The 16,173-nt window shown below is 71.9% G+C and carries 21 protein-coding genes; 12 read left to right on the top strand and 9 right to left on the bottom strand.

Annotated elements, in window-relative coordinates:
• Positions 1–128: 128 nt before the first annotated feature.
• Together ABEB17_RS02220 and ABEB17_RS02215 are read left to right on the top strand one after the other, a co-directional pair.
• Positions 129–698, top strand: a complete 570-nt coding sequence (locus ABEB17_RS02220) for a hypothetical protein (RefSeq protein WP_378227069.1) — start codon at positions 129–131, stop codon at positions 696–698.
• A 105-nt stretch (positions 699–803) separates the two neighbouring features.
• Positions 804–2,117: an FUSC family protein gene (locus tag ABEB17_RS02215; protein WP_345714923.1), complete on the top strand. Its 1,314-nt coding sequence runs from the start codon at positions 804–806 to the stop codon at positions 2,115–2,117.
• On the opposite strand, the gene ABEB17_RS02210 is transcribed toward ABEB17_RS02215, so the two are convergent.
• Positions 2,098–2,532: a hypothetical protein gene (locus tag ABEB17_RS02210; protein WP_345714922.1), complete on the bottom strand. Its 435-nt coding sequence runs from the start codon at positions 2,530–2,532 to the stop codon at positions 2,098–2,100. The genes ABEB17_RS02215 and ABEB17_RS02210 overlap by 20 nt on opposite strands.
• Before the next feature lie 81 nt (positions 2,533–2,613).
• The gene (locus tag ABEB17_RS02205; protein WP_345714921.1) at positions 2,614–3,864 is read right to left on the bottom strand and encodes an acetyl-CoA hydrolase/transferase family protein; all 1,251 of its coding nucleotides are present in this window, start codon (positions 3,862–3,864) and stop codon (positions 2,614–2,616) included.
• A 199-nt stretch (positions 3,865–4,063) separates the two neighbouring features.
• On the opposite strand from ABEB17_RS02205, the gene ABEB17_RS02200 reads away from it, so the two are divergent.
• Positions 4,064–4,714 carry a response regulator gene (locus tag ABEB17_RS02200; protein ID WP_345714920.1) on the top strand — a complete coding sequence of 217 codons (651 nt, stop codon included), beginning with the start codon at positions 4,064–4,066 and terminating at the stop codon, positions 4,712–4,714.
• Between the two features lie 12 nt (positions 4,715–4,726).
• On the opposite strand, the gene ABEB17_RS02195 is transcribed toward ABEB17_RS02200, so the two are convergent.
• Positions 4,727–6,361, bottom strand: a complete 1,635-nt coding sequence (locus ABEB17_RS02195; protein WP_345714918.1) for a sensor histidine kinase — start codon at positions 6,359–6,361, stop codon at positions 4,727–4,729.
• A 107-nt stretch (positions 6,362–6,468) separates the two neighbouring features.
• On the opposite strand from ABEB17_RS02195, the gene ABEB17_RS02190 reads away from it, so the two are divergent.
• The 3 genes from ABEB17_RS02190 (at position 6,469) to ABEB17_RS02180 (ending at position 8,812) form a co-directional block, all read left to right on the top strand.
• Positions 6,469–7,101 (top strand): hypothetical protein, encoded by a 633-nt coding sequence (locus ABEB17_RS02190; protein ID WP_345714917.1) that lies wholly within the window; start codon positions 6,469–6,471, stop codon positions 7,099–7,101.
• Positions 7,098–8,309: a PrsW family intramembrane metalloprotease gene (locus ABEB17_RS02185; RefSeq protein ID WP_345714916.1), complete on the top strand. Its 1,212-nt coding sequence runs from the start codon at positions 7,098–7,100 to the stop codon at positions 8,307–8,309. Before ABEB17_RS02190 ends, ABEB17_RS02185 begins: the two co-directional genes overlap by 4 nt.
• 74 nt (positions 8,310–8,383) lie before the next feature.
• A complete protein-coding gene (locus ABEB17_RS02180) occupies positions 8,384–8,812 on the top strand; it encodes a pyridoxamine 5'-phosphate oxidase family protein (RefSeq protein WP_345714915.1) in 429 nt (142 codons plus the stop codon).
• Between the two features lie 12 nt (positions 8,813–8,824).
• On the opposite strand, the gene ABEB17_RS02175 is transcribed toward ABEB17_RS02180, so the two are convergent.
• Genes ABEB17_RS02175 through ABEB17_RS02165 form a run of 3 tightly spaced genes read right to left on the bottom strand, consistent with a single transcriptional unit; the run spans position 8,825 to position 10,201 of the window.
• Positions 8,825–9,811, bottom strand: coding sequence for a TIGR03557 family F420-dependent LLM class oxidoreductase (locus ABEB17_RS02175; RefSeq protein ID WP_345714914.1), 987 nt, complete (start codon positions 9,809–9,811; stop codon positions 8,825–8,827).
• The gene (locus tag ABEB17_RS02170) at positions 9,808–10,023 is read right to left on the bottom strand and encodes a hypothetical protein (protein WP_345714913.1); all 216 of its coding nucleotides are present in this window, start codon (positions 10,021–10,023) and stop codon (positions 9,808–9,810) included. The genes ABEB17_RS02175 and ABEB17_RS02170 overlap by 4 nt, the downstream gene beginning before the upstream one ends.
• 49 nt (positions 10,024–10,072) lie before the next feature.
• Complete coding sequence (locus tag ABEB17_RS02165; protein WP_345714912.1) at positions 10,073–10,201, bottom strand: hypothetical protein; 129 nt, start codon at positions 10,199–10,201, stop codon at positions 10,073–10,075.
• A gap of 141 nt (positions 10,202–10,342) precedes the next feature.
• Between ABEB17_RS02165 and ABEB17_RS02160 the strand changes: the two genes are divergently transcribed.
• Positions 10,343–10,822 carry a pyridoxamine 5'-phosphate oxidase family protein gene (locus tag ABEB17_RS02160; protein WP_345714911.1) on the top strand — a complete coding sequence of 160 codons (480 nt, stop codon included), beginning with the start codon at positions 10,343–10,345 and terminating at the stop codon, positions 10,820–10,822.
• A 26-nt stretch (positions 10,823–10,848) separates the two neighbouring features.
• Here ABEB17_RS02160 and ABEB17_RS02155 read toward each other — a convergent pair whose 3' ends face one another.
• Positions 10,849–11,586 (bottom strand): GAF and ANTAR domain-containing protein, encoded by a 738-nt coding sequence (locus tag ABEB17_RS02155; RefSeq protein WP_345714910.1) that lies wholly within the window; start codon positions 11,584–11,586, stop codon positions 10,849–10,851.
• 211 nt (positions 11,587–11,797) lie between these two features.
• Between ABEB17_RS02155 and ABEB17_RS02150 the strand changes: the two genes are divergently transcribed.
• The 4 genes from ABEB17_RS02150 to ABEB17_RS02135 are packed head-to-tail and all read left to right on the top strand — an operon-like array spanning position 11,798 to position 14,649.
• Positions 11,798–12,850: a YihY/virulence factor BrkB family protein gene (locus tag ABEB17_RS02150; protein ID WP_345714909.1), complete on the top strand. Its 1,053-nt coding sequence runs from the start codon at positions 11,798–11,800 to the stop codon at positions 12,848–12,850.
• Between the two features lie 25 nt (positions 12,851–12,875).
• Positions 12,876–13,622: a hypothetical protein gene (locus ABEB17_RS02145; RefSeq protein WP_345714908.1), complete on the top strand. Its 747-nt coding sequence runs from the start codon at positions 12,876–12,878 to the stop codon at positions 13,620–13,622.
• A complete protein-coding gene (locus ABEB17_RS02140) occupies positions 13,619–14,059 on the top strand; it encodes a phage holin family protein (protein ID WP_378227071.1) in 441 nt (146 codons plus the stop codon). The genes ABEB17_RS02145 and ABEB17_RS02140 overlap by 4 nt, the downstream gene beginning before the upstream one ends.
• Positions 14,056–14,649, top strand: a complete 594-nt coding sequence (locus ABEB17_RS02135) for a DUF3618 domain-containing protein (RefSeq protein WP_345714907.1) — start codon at positions 14,056–14,058, stop codon at positions 14,647–14,649. The genes ABEB17_RS02140 and ABEB17_RS02135 overlap by 4 nt, the downstream gene beginning before the upstream one ends.
• 128 nt (positions 14,650–14,777) lie before the next feature.
• Here ABEB17_RS02135 and ABEB17_RS02130 read toward each other — a convergent pair whose 3' ends face one another.
• Positions 14,778–15,167 carry a hypothetical protein gene (locus tag ABEB17_RS02130; RefSeq protein ID WP_345714906.1) on the bottom strand — a complete coding sequence of 130 codons (390 nt, stop codon included), beginning with the start codon at positions 15,165–15,167 and terminating at the stop codon, positions 14,778–14,780.
• A gap of 84 nt (positions 15,168–15,251) precedes the next feature.
• Between ABEB17_RS02130 and ABEB17_RS02125 the strand changes: the two genes are divergently transcribed.
• Positions 15,252–15,527, top strand: coding sequence for a hypothetical protein (locus ABEB17_RS02125; RefSeq protein WP_345714904.1), 276 nt, complete (start codon positions 15,252–15,254; stop codon positions 15,525–15,527).
• Positions 15,528–15,547: 20 nt separating this feature from the next.
• On the opposite strand, the gene ABEB17_RS02120 is transcribed toward ABEB17_RS02125, so the two are convergent.
• A complete protein-coding gene (locus ABEB17_RS02120; RefSeq protein WP_378227088.1) occupies positions 15,548–16,123 on the bottom strand; it encodes a GTP cyclohydrolase II in 576 nt (191 codons plus the stop codon).
• Between the last annotated feature and the right edge of the window lie 50 nt (positions 16,124–16,173).

Here is a 16,173-nt window from a genome sequence, read left to right as displayed (position 1 = left end):
ACCCCTGTGTCGCCTGCAGCACAGGACCTTTGGCCCTGACCACGGCGCGACGGCCGCGCCAGGGTGGGCTGTGTCAGAAGGTTCACCGACCGGCACCCTGATCGGGTGCACCGTCCAGGGAGGACGTCATGACCGCCACCACCCCGAGCCGGCACACGATGCCGGATCGCGACCTCGTGCACCCCGAGCTCGTCGCCGCCGAGACCCCGCGGCTGAAGGCCCTGCGCTACGTCGGTGCGGCGATCCGCATCAGCCTGGGCTGGATCTTCCTGTGGGCCTTCGTGGACAAGCTGTTCGGCCTCGGCCACGAGACCGCGTCCAAGGCCGCCTGGATCCACGGTGGCCACCCCACCGAGGGCTTCCTGAAGTTCGCCGCGGCCGGCCCGTTCAAGGACTTCTACCACGGCTTCGCCGGCGCGGCCTGGGCCGACTGGCTGTTCATGATCGGCCTCGCCGGCCTCGCCATCGGCCTGTTGTCCGGTGTGGCCATCCGGGTCACCGCAGCGGCCGCAGCAGCGATGCTGGTCCTGATGTGGACCGCGGTCCTGCCCCCGGAGAACAACCTCTTCCTGGACGACCACATCATCTACGCGCTCGTCGTCGTCGCCCTCGCCCTGGGCAACGCGGGCGACACCTTCGGCCTCGGCAAGGCCTGGGGAGAGCTGGCGGTCGTCAAGGACCACGGCTGGCTGAAGTAGCGAGACAGCTGGACGGCGGTGGCCGTCGGACCTCCGGGTCCGGCGGCCGCTCCGTGTGCGCCGCCATACTGGGGCGCATCGTTCCCGCACGACCGAAGGCCGAGCATGAGCGCTGCGTCGCACGCCGAACGGTCCCGGTGGCGGGCCGTGAGCCGGTGGGCCTGGCCCGGGCACCCGGACCGTTGGCGCGACGTCCCGCGGCGCCTGCGCCCGACCATGGTGACGGTCACCCGCCTGACGTCGGCGGCCGTCGTCGCCTACCTCATCTCGTTGGCGGTGACGGACGGCGCGATCGACCTCACCGGTCCGCTGACCGCGCTGCTGGTGGTCCAGGCGTCCGCGTTCTCGACCATCAAGATGGGCGCCGTCCGGGTGGGCGCCGTGCTGGCCGGGATCCTGGTGGCGACGCTGCTGTCCGCCTGGGTCGGGTTGACCTGGTGGAGCCTGGGCGCGGCCATCGCCGCCTCGCTGGTCCTGGCCAAGGTGCTGCGCCTGGGCGAGCAGGCCCTGGAGGCGCCGATCAGCGCCATGCTCATCCTCGGTGTCAGCAACCACGACGTGGCGGCCGAGACCCGGATCCTGAACACCCTGATCGGCGCAGCCGTGGGTATCACCTTCAACCTCGTCTACCCGCCGGCCCTGCCGACCGGGGCCGCCCGCGGGGCGGTGCTGCGGGTCGTCGAGGCCGCCGCGGGCCCGCTGGACAGCGCGGCGGACGCCCTGGTCGACGGTCCGGTGCAACGGCGCCAGGTCGAGGAGTGGATCGACCGTGCCCGCGCCGCCAGCCGGCAGGTCGCGTCCGCGACCGAGACCATCGCCTGGCTCAAGGACAGCCGCCGGTTCAACACCCGTGCCCTCGGCACCGTCGATGTCGAGCCGGTGCTCGCCTCGGGGCTCGACACCCTCGAGCAGTGCCTGCTGGCCATCCGCGCGCTGTTCACCGTCATCGAGGCCGAGATCCCGGCGTCGTCGCGACCGGAGGACCCGTACGGGGCCGAGCTGCGGGACGCCTTCGCCGTCGTCCTGCACGACACCGCCGACTGCCTGCGCGCCTTCGGCAGTCTGGTCGTCGCCGAGGCCGAGGGACGCGAGGACGAGACCGAGCAGGCCCTCGCCGAGAGCCTGGACACCTTCCGCGAGACCCAGGCCATCCTGACCGAGCTCATCATGGTCGACGCGCAGGAGAACACGTCGTCGTGGCTGCTGCGCGCCTCGATCCTCGCCGCCCTCGAGCAGGTCCTGGCCCGGCTCAACCTGGAGGACCGGGCCCGCGTCCACCAGAGCTGGAAGGACGAGCAGAGCAGCCGGCCGCTCGCCCAGCTGCCGCGGCTGGTCGAGGGGGTGCTGCCCCACCCCGAGCGCCCCTACCCGCGCGGTCTCCAACCGGGCGCGGGTCGTCTCAGACGCCGAAGACGGTGAGGACGTCGCAGGTCGCGCGCTGCTGGCAGCCCAGGGCGACGTCGTGCTCGGGGATGGGCAGGTCCCGGCCGACCACGAGCAGTGCGGCGCCCTCGCTGCGCTCGACCAGGACGTCGATGGGGTCACCCACCACGACCTCGAACGTGCACGGCACCCGGTTGAGGCCCTTCAGACCGCGCAACGCGGACCGGAAGGTGGCCCGGTCGAACGCCTCCAGGTCCTCCTCGGCGAGGTTCCGGGGCGCGACCTGCAGGAAGCGCACGCGGCCACCTCGGTGCGCGGCCTGGCGGGCGGCCGCTCGGGCGACGGAGTAGGCGGACCCGTCGTTGACGAGCCCGGCGACGACGTCCGGCACGGGCCGACGTCGCGCGCTGGTCGTCGGGTCGACGGGGCTCGATACCGGGGTTGCGTCCATGTCCCCAGCGTGGCCGCTGGGTGGGAGCCCTCCTAGGGCACAACGTCCCGGTCCCTCGTCCCGCTGGGCGGAACGTGCCTGCTAGACGAGTCCGAGGTGGTGCGCTTCCTCGGTCAGCTCGTCGCGGACGTCGGGGTGCGCAGCGTGCTCGATGATCGCCAGCGCCTGCTCGTGCTCGGTGTGTCCGCGGACCTCGGCCACGCCCTGCTCGGTGATGATCGCCGTGGGTTGGAACGAGGTCACCGGCTCGTCCAGCAACGCCACCACCGTCGACACGTCGGCCTTCGGGTGCCAGGACCGCAGCGCGATGAGCGCCTGCCCGTCGCGGGCGTGCAGGGCCCCGACCAGGAAGTCGGTGGCGCCGCCGAAGCCGGAGTGGATCCACCCTTCCCGTCGCGAGGCGTTGGCCTGGGCGAACAGGTCGACCTCGAGTGCGGAGTTGATCGACGTCATCCGGGGCTGCTGGCTGATGCTCGCCGGGTCGTTGGCCCGCTCGGTGCGGGCCATCCGCACCCGCGGGTTGCGGTCGACCCACCGGTAGAGGTCCGATGAGCCGAACATGAACGACGCCACGACCTCCGCCGCGGGGTCGAGCGCGCCCTCCTGCTCCAGGCGCAGGACGCCGTCGCCGATCATCTCCGACCAGATGCGCAGCCCGGTGCGGTCGACGAGGCCGTCCAGCGCGGCGTCCGGGATGGCGCCGATGCCGAGCTGCAGGGTCGAGCCGTCCGGGACCCGTTCGGCGACCAGCTCACCGATCCGGCGGGAGGCGGCATCGGCGCGGGTGCCGTGCGGACTCGGCATGGGCTCGTCCACCTCGATGGCGAGGTCCACGAGGTCGTCGGACAGCTCGCCGTCCCCGAACGTGTAGGGCATCCGCTCGTTCAGCTGCGCCAGCACCAGCCCTCCGCGCTGCCGGACCGCCTCGACCGCGGCGGGCAGCACGTTCACCTCGATGCCGAGAGAAACCTTGCCGTGCCACGGTTTCGAGCAGTGCAGCAGGACGATGTCCGGCACCAGGGCCGTACCGAGCAGGGCCGGCAGCAGCGACAGCCGACTGGGGACGTAGGCCAGGGCGGCGGACCGGCGGACGCCGGGGCCGACGAACGAGGTCTCGTGCACGACGCCCGCGCGCATCGGCAGTCCCGCCTGGGCGTTCAGCACGTTGAGCCGGTAGGACGCCAGCGCGGCGTCCACGGCCTGCAGCAGCGGGTGCGGGGTGGCGAAGTTGCCGCTGGCGACCACCCGCGGGGGTCCGGACGGCGTCCGCCGGCTCGCGAAGCGCTGCACGGCAGTCGTGACGTCCTCGGCCGACCCGACCCGGATGCTCATGCGTTCCCGACGACGTGGTGGTCGTACGGCACAGCGGCCATGCCACCTCCTCGGTTTGGGCCTGTCTACCAGGTTGGTCAACGCGCCGGCGTAGGGCCGGGACCTTCGGCCCTCCTTCGGCGTCACCGCGCGCGCGAGGGTGGCGGGACGACGACGCGCGAGACGGGAAGTGGGTCATAGTGACGGGGAGGGAGGCGCCATGACGGTCAAGGTGTTCCTGCTGGACGACCACGAGATCGTCCGGCGTGGCCTGCGTGAGCTGTTGGAGCTCGAGGACGACATCGAGGTGGTGGGGGAGTCCGGTTCGGCCCAGGAGGCGACCCGCCGCATCCCGGCGCTGCGCCCCGACGTGGCCCTGCTGGACGCGCGGCTGCCGGACGGCTCCGGCATCGACACCTGTCGGGACGTGCGGTCGGTCGACCCCGGGATCGCCGTGCTCATCGTGACGTCGTACGACGACGAGCAGGCGCTCGCGGCCGCGGTGGCGGCCGGCGCGGCGGGCTACGTCCTGAAGGACATCAAGGGCAACGACCTGGTCTCGTCCATCCGCCGGGTCGCTTCCGGTGAGTCGCTGATCGACGACGAGCGGCGCGCCTCGATCCGTCGGCAGTGGGACGCGGGCCGGGACGATCCGCGACTGGCATCGCTGTCGCCGCAGGAGCGACGCATCCTGCAGCACCTCGCGGACGGGCTGACCAACCGACAGATCGGCGAGGCCATGTCGTTGGCGGAGAAGACGGTCAAGAACTACGTGACGGCCATCCTGAGCAAGCTCGGCTTCGAGCGCCGGACGCAGGCGGCGGTCTACGCGGCCACCCACTCCGCGGCGCCGCAGCCCCCGACGCGGTGAGGCCGGGTCGGTTCAGCGTGGCGAGGGCAGCGGCACCTGCCAGCTGACCAGGGTCCCGCCCCCACTGCGGGCCCGGATGCTGAGCGTGCCGCCGGAGCGCTCGGCGCGACGGGTGAGGTTCGCCAGACCGCTGCGCGCGTGGTCGCCCTCCGCGACGCCTACCCCGTCGTCCTCGACCAGCACGGTGACCTGGTCCGTGACCTCGATGCGCAGCCGGCACCACGAGGCCTCGGCGTGCCGGACGACGTTGGCCAGTCCCTCGCGCACGACGGCGAGCACCTCGGCCTCGAGGTCGGGGGTGAGGGCGTCCCAGTCCGTCGGCGGCTCGACCTCCGGGGTGAACCCGAGCGAGGCGGCCGCCTGCTGGACCAGCTCGGCGACCTGCGACGACATGCCCAGCCCGCCGATCGGGCGGTGCAGCCCGAAGATGGTCTGCCGGATGTCCTTGATCGCGTCGTCCAGCTCGTCCACGGCGGAGTCGAGCCGTTCGCGCACGCGGGCGTCTGCGGACAGCCGAGACGCGGACTGCAGGGAGAGCCCGGTGGCGAACAGCCGCTGGATGACGTGGTCGTGCATGTCTCGGGCGATGCGGTCCCGGTCCTCGAGCAGCTCCATGCGCCCCCGGTCGCGCTGGGCCGTCGACGCCTCGAGGGCCAGCGCCGCCGTCCGGCCGAACGAGCGCAACGCCTCGAGTGAGTCGGCCGCCGTGCCGTCGTCGTCCGCACCCCAGGTGACGGCAAGGACGCCGAGCGCGGACTCGCCGACGGAGATGGCCACGACGGCCGTCGGCCCGGGCGCACCTGGGGCACCCAGGCGGCGGATGGCCTCGACCTCCGGCGCGGGGGTCTCGCCCTCCCGACTGACCAGCAGCAGGGGTGAGCCCTCGGCGACGATGTCGTCCCACCGCCCGGCGCCGAGGGTGTCGCCGACCGCCTGGTCCGGGGGCTCTGCGCTGGTGGCCTCGACGACCAGCCGCCGGTCCGCGTCGTAGAGCGCGATGACGGACAGCTCGGCGCTGGTGAGCTCGGTGCAGCGAACGGCCATGAGCCGCAGCGCGTCGCCGGGCTGTCCACCCTCGAGCAACCCCTGGGTCATCTCACCGATGGCGTCCGCCAGCCCCCGCTGTCGTCGGGTGCGGTCGTACAGCCGGGCGTTCTCGATGGCGACGCCGGCCGCGGCCGCCAGCGCGACGAGCACCTGCTCGTCGTCCTCGGTGAACTCCGGCGCGCTCCGCTTCTCCGACATGTAGAGGTTGCCGTAGACCTCGCCGCGGATCGAGATCGGCGCGCCGAGGAAGCTGTGCATCGGCGGGTGGTTCGGCGGGAACCCGTAGGAGTCCGGGTGCGACATGATGTCCTTCATCCGGCGTGGACGCGGGTCCTCGATGAGCAGGCCGAGGACGCCGCGGCCGTGCGGGGGGTCGCCGATCAGCGAGCGCTCGTCGGCCGAGAGCCCGTGCGTGATGAACTCGACGAGCCGCTCACCCTCGGGTGCGATCACGCCGAGCGCGCCGTACGTCGCATCGACGAGCTCGCAGGCCGAGCGGACGATCCGGCTCAGGACCTGGGCCAGATCCAGGTCGGAGCTGACCGCGACGACGGCGTCGAGCAGTGGTGTCCGGGGGCCGTCGGTGGGGACCTGGGTCACGACGTCAGGGTAGTGGCGCGATCCAGGAAGGCGTGCCGCGCTGCGGGTATGGTGGTGACTCGCCGGGTGGGGCCGTCGCCCGGGCAACGTCTGGGGGCCCGATGTCGTTGAGTGCCAGTTCCCTCGGTCGGGAGCGGGTGCCCGTCGAGCACCGGCTGCTCGGCCTCGACAAGCGATCCTTTCCCTACGCGCTCTTCGTCGTCGCGGTGTTCCTCGTGGCGACGGTGGTCATCCCGCGGGTCAACGACGCGATCGACTGGGACGACCCCGTCCGCGCCGGAGAGCAGCTCGCGCTGACCGACACCATCGCGTTCACCCCGGTGACCGGCTGGGACGTCGAGCGCGGCTACCGGGTCGGTGCGGGTGGCTCCACGGTCCAGAGCGGTGAGGCGACCGTGGTGGGCGACGGGGTCACGTTCGACGTGGTGCCCGGCACGTTCGACGGCACCCCCGCCGAGCTGCTCGACCAGATCGCGAAGGTCACCAGCGCCACCGGTGACCCGACGTTCCGGGTGGACGGCGAGCCCGCCACCATCACGACGACGGGCGGCGACGTCGGGGTGATCCAGACCTACAGCAGCGTCAACGGCGACGGCCTGGTCGCGGCGTTCGTCCTGGACGGTGAGGGGTTGCAGGTCACCGCCTACGGCCCCCCGACGCAGATGCGGGCCGCGGCCGAAGACATCCAGGACATGATCGCCAGCATCCGCGCCAGCGGCGCCGATGGGAGCGCCGGATGAGCAACCTGGTGATGGGCACGGAGGCCGAGTCCGGCTCGGAGGACGCGCTGCGCCGTCAGGCTGATGCCCTCGAGGAGTCCGGCTGGGGTGAACGGTTCGACTTCGTCCAGCCGCACAACCTGTGCTTCTGGGTGTACCTGTGGCTGACCGCGGTGGGGGTCTTTCAGGTCTGGTCGTACTTCGACCCGAAGATCGGGTTCTACGCCGAGGCGTTCGCGATCTCGGCCGTGCTCTGCGGGCTCTGCGGTGCCGCCTGGTGGCTGTGGTTCCGGCACATCGACCGGTGGGAGCGCCAGCCCGTGGGGCTCGTCGTGGCGGGCCTGGTCTGGGGCGCGATCCCGGCGACCTTCGCGTTCGCCATGACCGTCAACACAGCGATGCTCGGCATCTACCCCAAGCTGTTCGGGCAGGACTGGAGCGCCAACTGGGCCGCGGGTTTCACCGCCCCGTTCACGGAGGAGGCGGCCAAGCTGTGCGGCTTCATCCTGCTGATGGGGCTGGCACCACGGCTGGTCCGCACTGCCAACGACGGCCTGGTGATCGGTGCCTTCATCGGGCTGGGCTTCGCCGCGTTCGAGGACTTCCTGTACGCCGCGAACTCCACCGCCTCGGCGTTCGGCACCGACCCGGTCGGCAACGCCGTGCAGATGTCCTTCACCCGGATCGCCGTGAGCTTCGTCTCGCACCCGCTGTTCAGTGCGCTGGTCTGCAGCGGTGTCGTCTACCTCCTCGGCACCGCTGCGCAGCCGCGCCGGATCGGTCGCGGCGTCGCGTTCGTGCTGATCGGCATGTTCCTGCACTTCACCTGGGACGACGCCGGCGGCCTCGGCGGTGGCAGCGGTCTGGGGACGTTCGGGGTCATGTGCGCCTCGGTCGCGCTCGCGTTCACCGTGCTGACGATCGCCTTCCGGCTCGCCGCGCCCCGTGAGCACCAGTTCGTCCGCGACATCCTGGCCCCCGAGATCGAGGCGGGGTCCGTGCACCCCGAGGAGCTCGAAGCCACCCTCGACCGGAAGTCCCGCAAGGCGTTCCGGAAGTCCGCCCCGAACCGTCGTGCCCGAAAGGCGCGCAAGCACCTGCGCCGGGCCATCCTCGACCTGACCCACGACGTCGCCGATGCGCAGGGGGCTGACGTCGAGCCCGTCCGCCACTCTCGCACCGAGGTGGCGCGATGTCGCGCGTCCGCGGAGCTGGCCCCGACCGCCTAGTGGGGGGGGTGGGCCGCCAGGGACGGGACCTCCGGCCCTGGGCAGGGCGGACGCCGGGTACGCATCCTGGGGGCATGGAAACCCACGCCGTACCGGAGATCGAGCAGCTGTTGGCGCACGACTCGTGGCAGCTCGTCCGCGGGACAGCGGTCGGACGGCTGGCGGTGATCGTGGACGACCAGCCCGAGATCTTCCCGGTGAACCACGTGGTCGACCGTGGGGACATCGTGTTCCGGACCGCGCCGGGCACGAAGCTCGGCGGTGCCGACGGCAGCCGGGTGGCCTTCGAGGTGGACGGCGTGGACCTGCAGACCGGTCTGGCGTGGAGCGTCGTGGCCAAGGGACGGGCGCACGTCGTCCGTCAGCTGCACGACGTCCTGGAGACGTTCGGGATGTCGTTGGCGGCGTGGCAGCAGGGATCGAAGCCGATCTTCGTCCGGATCGAGGTCGACGACATCACTGGCCGCCGGTTCGTCCCGACCTGGCGGGACCCGCAGGGCTGAGTCGCCGGTCGCCTAGCTGGGCGCTGCTTCGCGCAGCGCGGGCAGCAGCTCGGACTCGGCGAACGCCAGGAAGTCGCCCTGGCTGTCGGCGCCGACCTGGATCAGCGCGATGTCGGTGAAGCCCGCCTCCCAGTAGTCGCGTACCGCATCGACGATCGGCTCGACCTCGGGCCCGCACGGGATCTGCTCGGCCACGTCGTCGGGTCGGACGAACTGCGAGGCTCCGGCGAACCCGGCGGTGGTCGGCAGGTCGGAGTTGACCTTCCAGCCGCCGGCGAACCAGCGGAACTGCTCGTGGGCCGTCTCGACCGCGCGGTCGCGGTCCGGTCCCCAGCAGATGGGGAGCTGGCCGATGCTGCGGGACGCCGGCAGCCCGGCGTCCGCGCGGTGCTTCGCCCACCCTGCAACGAGATCGGCGTCCGGCTCGACGGCGACCAGGTGGTCGGCCAGCGGCGCGTACCGCTCGATGGAGCGCTTGCCCGAGGCGGCGAGCGCGAGGGGCACGGGGGTCTCGGGCAGGTCCCACAGGCGCGCGGACTCGACCCGGAAGTGCTCGCCGGTGAAGTCGACCAGGCCGCCGCCAAAGAGGTCGCGGATGATCTGGACCGCCTCGACCAGCATCTCCTGCCGAGCCCGCACGGCCGGCCAGCCGCGGCCGACCACGTGCTCGTTCAGGTTCTCGCCCGCGCCCAGGCCGAGGGTGAACCGGCCCTCGCTCAGCAGGCCCAGCGTCGCGGCCTTCTGCGCGACCACCGCGGGGTGGTACCGGATCGTCGGGCAGGTCACGTACGTCATCAGCTCGACGCGCTCGGTGACCTGGCTGACCGCGCCGAGGACGGACCAGGCGTACGGCGCGTGCCCCTGTGCTTCCAGCCAGGGGAAGTAGTGGTCGCTGCTGACCTCGAAGTCGAAGCCGGCGGCCTCGGCGGCGGCCGCGTCCCGCACGAGCTGGCGCGGACCCGCCTGCTCGGTCATCAGGGTGTACCCGAATCGGGTCACCGGGAGTCCTCCGGCGGGCTCGTCACCGGGGCCGTCGCTCCGTCTGCCGCGGTCCCGTCCGGCAACGGGCTCTCGTCCTCGTCGACCTCGGCCAGGTCGGCGTCCTCACGACCGGTCCGCTCGAACTCCTCCATCCCCTCGTCCGGGTGCTCGTCGAGCTGCGGCTCGTCGGACGGCTTCTGGTCGCGCCGGAACTCGGGTGGGTTCGTCATGTGCAGAGCGTGCAGCGGGTCGGCGATGATCGCATCCGGAACCGCTGCGTCAGGAGTTGTCGTCGATGGCCGGGGCAGGGACGACAGGCACGGACGGTGGCGTCGGCGGTTCGGCGCTCACGGCGCCCTTGTCGTCATGATCCGGGTCCCCGTAGCCGTCCCGACCCACTGATGTCATCACGTCACCCTTTCGTCGGGGCCCACCATGCCTCTGGATCGCAGCGGCCGCACGTCGGCCCCGATCCGTTGCACCGCTGGGCAGCTTTCGCCGTGGGCCCGCAGTCTTGACGAACCCGCACCCGACGACAGGAGAGCGCTGATGACCGCCGAGGCCCATGCGAAGGTCCAGGAGCTGGTGGAGGACGTGCGAACCTGCATGCTCAGCACGGTGGACGACCACGGGGTGATCGTCAGCCGGCCGATGACCACCCAGGAGGCCGAGTTCGACGGCGTCCTGTGGTTCGTGGTCGCGGCCAATACCCCTGCGGTGCAGCAGATCCGGGCGCGCTCCCAGGTCAACGTCGCGTACGCCGGCAGCAGCTCGTGGGTCTCGGTCTCCGGCACCGCCGAGGTGCTCGAGGACCGGGCGAAGATCCGCGAGCTCTGGAACCCCGTCGTCGGGGCGTGGTTCCCGGAGGGCCCGGACGACGCGGACGTCGCACTGATCCGGGTGGACGCCGACACCGCCGAGTACTGGGACAGCCCCGGCGGGCGGGTCGCCACGGTGCTGAGCCTGGTCAAGGCCAAGGTGACTGGCGAGCCGTACGACGGCGGCGAGAACGAGACCGTCGAGCTGTGATCTGACGCCCGACGCGGGCCGCCCGGTCAGGGCGAGATCAGGCCCGTGCGGGCCAGCTGCTCGGCGACCACCGCCACCCTGATGTTGGACTCCTGGCTCACCCGCACGAGCAGGCCGAACGCGACGTCCGCGTCGATCTTGTACCTCTCCATGAGCATCCCCTTGGCCTGGCCGATCAGGTCACGGCTGCTCAGGGCGATCCGCATGCTCGCCTCGCGGTTGGCACCCGCCATCGCCACGGCCGCGTGCGCGGCGAAGAGCAGCCCCACGCTCTCGGCCTCGTCGTCGAACGCATGGGGAACCCGGGCGAACAGGTTGAGTGCTCCGAGATCGTCCTGCTCGACGTAGAGCTGGAGCGCGAGCATGCTGCGCACCCCGAGTCCGAGCGCCGCCTCCGCGAAACGTGGCCACCGCGGCTCGTCGGCGAAGTCACGGACCCGGATCGTCTGGTGCGCGTACGCGGAGTCCAGGCAGGGACCCTCACCCAGCTCGTACTGGGCGGCGTCGGCCCGCGCGGCGACGGGTGAGGTCGCCAGCCGCTCGGAGAGCTCCTGACTGCTACGGACCTCGGTGATGCTGGCGAACTCGGCGCCCGGCACGGTGTGCGCGGCCGCCTGGATGATCGCCAGGAGCGTCTCCTCCGCGTTCTTCCACTGGCTCTCGAGGTCGCGCGCCACCTTCGCCAGGGTGGTGGCGATGACGTCGACCTGGTCGCGACTGACACCCGACCCGTGCGAGCGGGCCCCCCGCGTCGCGTCCGACATCGGCATCCACCCCTTGGTCCACCGGAGGCGAGCCCGCCCCGCTGACAGCCTCGCACGGTTCTGGGCGGGTGAGGTCGTCCCAGGGGACCGGTTCTCCTGCGGTGGCCGCATTTGCCGTAGATCGACAGGCGCCGCGGGCAGAACGGCCCCATGCTCAGGTCAGGTCAAGTCAGCGGCCACCTTCCAACGTTTGTTGTAGGAGACCGCAGTCATGGCATCCACCGAGAGCACCCGTGTCGTCGACGCCCCCGATCCGGACGACGAGCGCAAGGCCGACTCACCCACCGAGCTGCACGGTCGCGCCTGGTGGCTGGCGGTCAAGCGCGCGTTCCGCGAGTTCACCGACGACCAGTGCACGGACCTGGCCGCCGCCCTGACGTACTACTCGGTGCTGGCCATCTTCCCCGCGGCCATCGCGCTGGTGTCGCTCGTCGGCGTGTTCGGCCAGGGTAGGCAGACCGTCGACACGCTGCTGAAGATCTTGGACGACGTCGGCGCCGGCTCGGTGACGCAGACGGTGCGAGGCCCGTTGGAGCAGCTGGCCTCCTCGCCGCGCGCGGGTCTGGCGCTCGTCCTGGGCCTCGCGACAGCGCTGTGGTCGGCATCCGGGTACATCGGCGCCTTCGGCCGCGCGATGAACCGGGTCTACGAGATCGACGAGGGGCGTCCCTTCTGGAAGCTGCGCCCGCTGCAGATCCTGATCACCTTGGTGGCCGTCGTGATGGCCGCCCTGGTCGCCCTCGCGCTGGTGGTGACCGGGCCGGTAGCGACGGCCATCGGCGACGCCACCGGGCTGGGGGACAGCGTCGTGACCGCCTGGGACATCGCCAAGTGGCCGGTCATCGCCCTGGTCGTCGTCCTCGTCATCGCGGTGCTCTACTACGCCACCCCGAACGTCCAGCAGCCGAAGTTCCGTTGGATGAGCGTCGGCGCGCTGGTCGCCTTCGTCACCTGGGTCATCGCATCGGTGCTGTTCGGCCTGTACGTGTCGATGTTCTCGAGCTACGACAAGACGTACGGCGCGCTCGCCGGAGTCGTCGTGTTCCTGCTCTGGCTGTGGATCACGAACCTGGCGCTGCTGTTCGGCGCGGAGCTGGACTCCGAGCTCGAGCGCAGCCGCCAGCTCCAGGCCGGCATGGCCGCCGAGATCGAGCTGCAGCTACCGCCGCGCGACGACCACGGCCTGCTCAAGAAGGAAGAGCGCGAGGCCAAGCAGGCCGAGGAAGCCCACGACCTGCGCACCGACCAGTCCACGACCACCTGAGACCCATCACCGAAAGGCACCAGACATGACCGAGTCACCGCGCTACGACCCTGCGCCCACCGACGGGGCAGTGCCCCCGCCGAGCACGTTCCCGTACGCCAACGGTTTCGCCGACGGGAGCACCAGCCCATCCACCGATGGGACCACCAACGGATCCAGCACGGACGTGGCCAAGGACAAGGCTGCCGACGTCAAGGACTCGGCGACGGAGGCGACCGCCACCGTGGCCGGCACCGTCAAGGACCAGACCGGACAGGTGGTCGGGGAGGCCAAGTCCCAGGCCCGCGACCTGCTCAGCCAGGGTCGCGCCGAGCTCACCGATCAGGCCAGCACGCAGCAGCAGCGCGCTGCCGGCAGCCTGCACGCCCTGTCCACCCAGCTGCACGACATGTCCGCCAGCGCCTCCCAGCCCGGGCTCGCCCAGGACCTCACCGGCCAGGTGGCCGACCACGCCGCCTCGATCGCGTCCTGGTTGGAGGACCGCGAGCCCGGTGCCGTCCTCGACGAGGTGCGGGACTACGCCCGCCGTCGTCCAGGTACCTTCCTCGCGCTGTGCGCCGGTGCCGGTGTCCTGGCTGGTCGCCTCGCCCGTGGTGTCCAGGCCGACGCGAGCGCCGAGCCGGTCGAGGATCCCTCCAGCGCGGACGGCAAGGGCACCTCCGAGCTGCCGGGGACCGCGCCGAGCCCGGACGGTCCGCTCGCGACGCCGGCGGCCACGGCCGCCGCCGACGACTGGGCCGCTCACGACGTCGCACCGGCGGGTCACCTGTGACCGCCACGCCGACGGCCGAGGGCACCGTGCCGGTAGACGGCACGGCGACCAGCGAGCGCCCGTCGATCGGTGAGCTGCTCGGCGACGTCAGCCGCGACCTGTCCGAGCTCGTCCGTCAGGAGCTGGCGCTGGCGAAGGCGGAGGCCCGCGAGTCCGCCACCAAGGCGGGCAAGGGTGCAGGCATGTTCGCCGGCGCTGCCACGGCCGGCCACTTCGCCCTGCTGTTCCTCTCGGTCGCTGCGTGGTGGGCGATCGGCAACGGCACGGGGCGCGGCTGGTCCGCGTTGATCGTGATGGCCATCTGGGCCGTCATCGCAGCGGTACTCGCCCTGCTCGGCAAGAAGGAGCTGACCTCCATCCGTGGCCTGGACCGCACGGCGGAGACGGTCAAGAAGATCCCCCCGGCAGTCAAAGGACATGAGGAGCAGAACCGATGAGCAGCAACGACCCGGACCAGATCCGCGCCGAGATCGAGCGGACCCGCGCTGGTCTGAGCGCGAACGTCGACCGGCTGACCGACGAGGTCAGCCCGAAGAACGTCGCCCGCCGTCAGGTCGAGAAGGTGACCGGCCGCGCGTCCAGCATCAAGGACACCGTGATGGGCAGCGCCTCCTCGGCCGGCGACAGCGTCGGCAGCCTGGGCAGCACCGTGGGTAGCGCCGTCGGCGGAGCCGCCAGTGACGCTCCGACGGCCGTGAGGTCACGCACGCGGGGCAACCCGCTGGCGGCCGGCCTGATCGCGTTCGGCGTGGGTGCGCTCGTCGCATCCCTGCTGCCGGCGACCGACGTCGAGGCGCAGGTCGCGGCCGCGGCGAAGGAGAAGGTCGAGCCGCTCACGGACGAGATCACCTCGGTCGCGAAGGACTCCGCGCAGCACCTGAAGGAGCCGGCGCAGCAGGCGGCGCAGTCGGTCAAGGACACCGCGACCGAGGCCGCGCAGACCGTGAAGGACGACGGTGCCGCGGCCGCGCAGGACGTCCGCAGCGACGCGCAGGGTGCCGTGCAGGACGTCCAGCGCCAGCACTAGGCACGCAGAAGACCCAGCGCGCGACCTCCTGCCCTGGTCGCCACCCTCCTCACCGCCCCTGCGGGTGCGGCTGAGGAGGGTGCGCGGGGGGTCGTGCAGGCCCCCAGGAGCGAGACCAGCGGGACCGCTCAGTCCGGCACCGCCGCGTGACCGGGACGGCCGTGCGTCCGCTCGCGGTCCTTCATGGAGGCTTCGTACAGGTGCCGCCGTCCGTCGAGCAGGGCGTCCCGCACGCGCTGCTCGTGCTCGCGGAAGACCGACCAGTACCCGTCGTCGTACTCCTCGACGACCTGGTAGGTCCACCGTCCCTGCAACACGTTGCGGCCCACGAGGTCCTGCTCCAGGGCGTCCGCCAGGTCCGTGTGCCCGGCGTCCCGCAGCCCGGCGACGGCCTCCTGGAGGGTGGCGTCCGCACTCCCGGTGAGCTGGTGGAACGAGTAGAGGTGCCCGCGGGCCCGCTCCACGGTCTCGAGCGCCTCGGTGAGCTTGCCGACGGCTGCCACGCTCGCGTCGTCCATGCTGCCCAGTCTCGACGCAGGAACGGGATGGCGCCACAGGGCGCTCGCCGGGCGGTGACGGCCGGACAGGCGCACCCTGGGGGCATGACCTCACCCGATCCCGAAGTCCCGGACCAGTCGCTCGCGGAGGACGACACGCAGGCGGAGACCCTGCGCGCCAAGGAACGCCTGCAGGCGATCGTGGACGACCTTGCGCGGTACAGCCCGGGCCGGTCCGCGCACGAGGTGCAGCAACGGCTCGTCGCCGCCATCGCCGACGACGGGTTGCCGGAGCAGCCGGCCCGATGGGTCGAGGCCGTGTCGATCGATGCGGCCGCCGGCCGCCGGACGGTGCTGGACGCCCGGTTCGCCGAGGACTGACAGCACGGCGGTCCGCTGCGTCAGCCGAGCGGCAGCGTGAGGGTGTGCGCTCGGCCGACCTTGGCGCTCAGGTAGCCGGCGTTGGCCGCGGACAGGTGCACGCCCGTCGGCACCCAGTCGGTGACCTCGATGCCCAGGCCGCGCAGCTGGTCCACCTTGTCGGGGTTGTTGGTCAGCAGCGCCACCTGGGTGGCGCCGAGCGCGACGAGCATCTGGGCCGCGGCGGCGTAGTCCCGCTCGTCCTCGGCGTGCCCGAGCGCCAGGTTCGCCTCGAACGTGTCCAGCCCGGCGTCCTGCAACGAGTAGGCGTCGAGCTTGGCGTAGAGGCCGATACCGCGACCTTCCTGGCGCAGGTACAGCAGGTAACCACCGACGTCCGCGATCCGCTCCGCCGCCTCGCGCAGCTGGGGTCCGCAGTCGCAGCGCTGGCTGCCGAGCACGTCCCCGGTCAGGCACTCGCTGTGCGGGCGGACCAGCGGTCGCGGCCGGCGGTGGTCGCCGAGTCCGATGGCCAGGTGCTCGCGCTCGTCGACCAGCCCGTCGAAGGTGAGGACCCGCGCGGACGTCGCGTACCCGTCCGCGAAGCGCAGCGGCATCGTCACCTCGGTGCGGATGGTCGCGACCGGTAGGAGTTGGGGCACGGGAC

The sequence above is a fragment of the Angustibacter luteus genome (assembly GCF_039541115.1).
Classification (GTDB): Bacteria; Actinomycetota; Actinomycetes; order Actinomycetales; family Angustibacteraceae; genus Angustibacter; species Angustibacter luteus.
This window is presented reverse-complemented; position numbering and strand designations above follow the sequence as displayed.

Coding starts and splice junctions, on each gene's coding strand:
- ABEB17_RS02220 (WP_378227069.1), top strand. CDS start 129: ATGACCGCCACCACCCCGAGCCGGCACACGATGCCGGATCGCGACCTC.
- ABEB17_RS02215 (WP_345714923.1), top strand. CDS start 804: ATGAGCGCTGCGTCGCACGCCGAACGGTCCCGGTGGCGGGCCGTGAGC.
- ABEB17_RS02210 (WP_345714922.1), bottom strand. CDS start 2,532: ATGGACGCAACCCCGGTATCGAGCCCCGTCGACCCGACGACCAGCGCG.
- ABEB17_RS02205 (WP_345714921.1), bottom strand. CDS start 3,864: ATGAGCATCCGGGTCGGGTCGGCCGAGGACGTCACGACTGCCGTGCAG.
- ABEB17_RS02200 (WP_345714920.1), top strand. CDS start 4,064: ATGACGGTCAAGGTGTTCCTGCTGGACGACCACGAGATCGTCCGGCGT.
- ABEB17_RS02185 (WP_345714916.1), top strand. CDS start 7,098: ATGAGCAACCTGGTGATGGGCACGGAGGCCGAGTCCGGCTCGGAGGAC.
- ABEB17_RS02180 (WP_345714915.1), top strand. CDS start 8,384: ATGGAAACCCACGCCGTACCGGAGATCGAGCAGCTGTTGGCGCACGAC.
- ABEB17_RS02170 (WP_345714913.1), bottom strand. CDS start 10,023: ATGACGAACCCACCCGAGTTCCGGCGCGACCAGAAGCCGTCCGACGAG.
- ABEB17_RS02165 (WP_345714912.1), bottom strand. CDS start 10,201: ATGACATCAGTGGGTCGGGACGGCTACGGGGACCCGGATCATGACGAC.
- ABEB17_RS02160 (WP_345714911.1), top strand. CDS start 10,343: ATGACCGCCGAGGCCCATGCGAAGGTCCAGGAGCTGGTGGAGGACGTG.
- ABEB17_RS02155 (WP_345714910.1), bottom strand. CDS start 11,586: ATGTCGGACGCGACGCGGGGGGCCCGCTCGCACGGGTCGGGTGTCAGT.
- ABEB17_RS02150 (WP_345714909.1), top strand. CDS start 11,798: ATGGCATCCACCGAGAGCACCCGTGTCGTCGACGCCCCCGATCCGGAC.
- ABEB17_RS02145 (WP_345714908.1), top strand. CDS start 12,876: ATGACCGAGTCACCGCGCTACGACCCTGCGCCCACCGACGGGGCAGTG.
- ABEB17_RS02135 (WP_345714907.1), top strand. CDS start 14,056: ATGAGCAGCAACGACCCGGACCAGATCCGCGCCGAGATCGAGCGGACC.
- ABEB17_RS02130 (WP_345714906.1), bottom strand. CDS start 15,167: ATGGACGACGCGAGCGTGGCAGCCGTCGGCAAGCTCACCGAGGCGCTC.
- ABEB17_RS02125 (WP_345714904.1), top strand. CDS start 15,252: ATGACCTCACCCGATCCCGAAGTCCCGGACCAGTCGCTCGCGGAGGAC.
- ABEB17_RS02120 (WP_378227088.1), bottom strand. CDS start 16,123: ATGCCGCTGCGCTTCGCGGACGGGTACGCGACGTCCGCGCGGGTCCTC.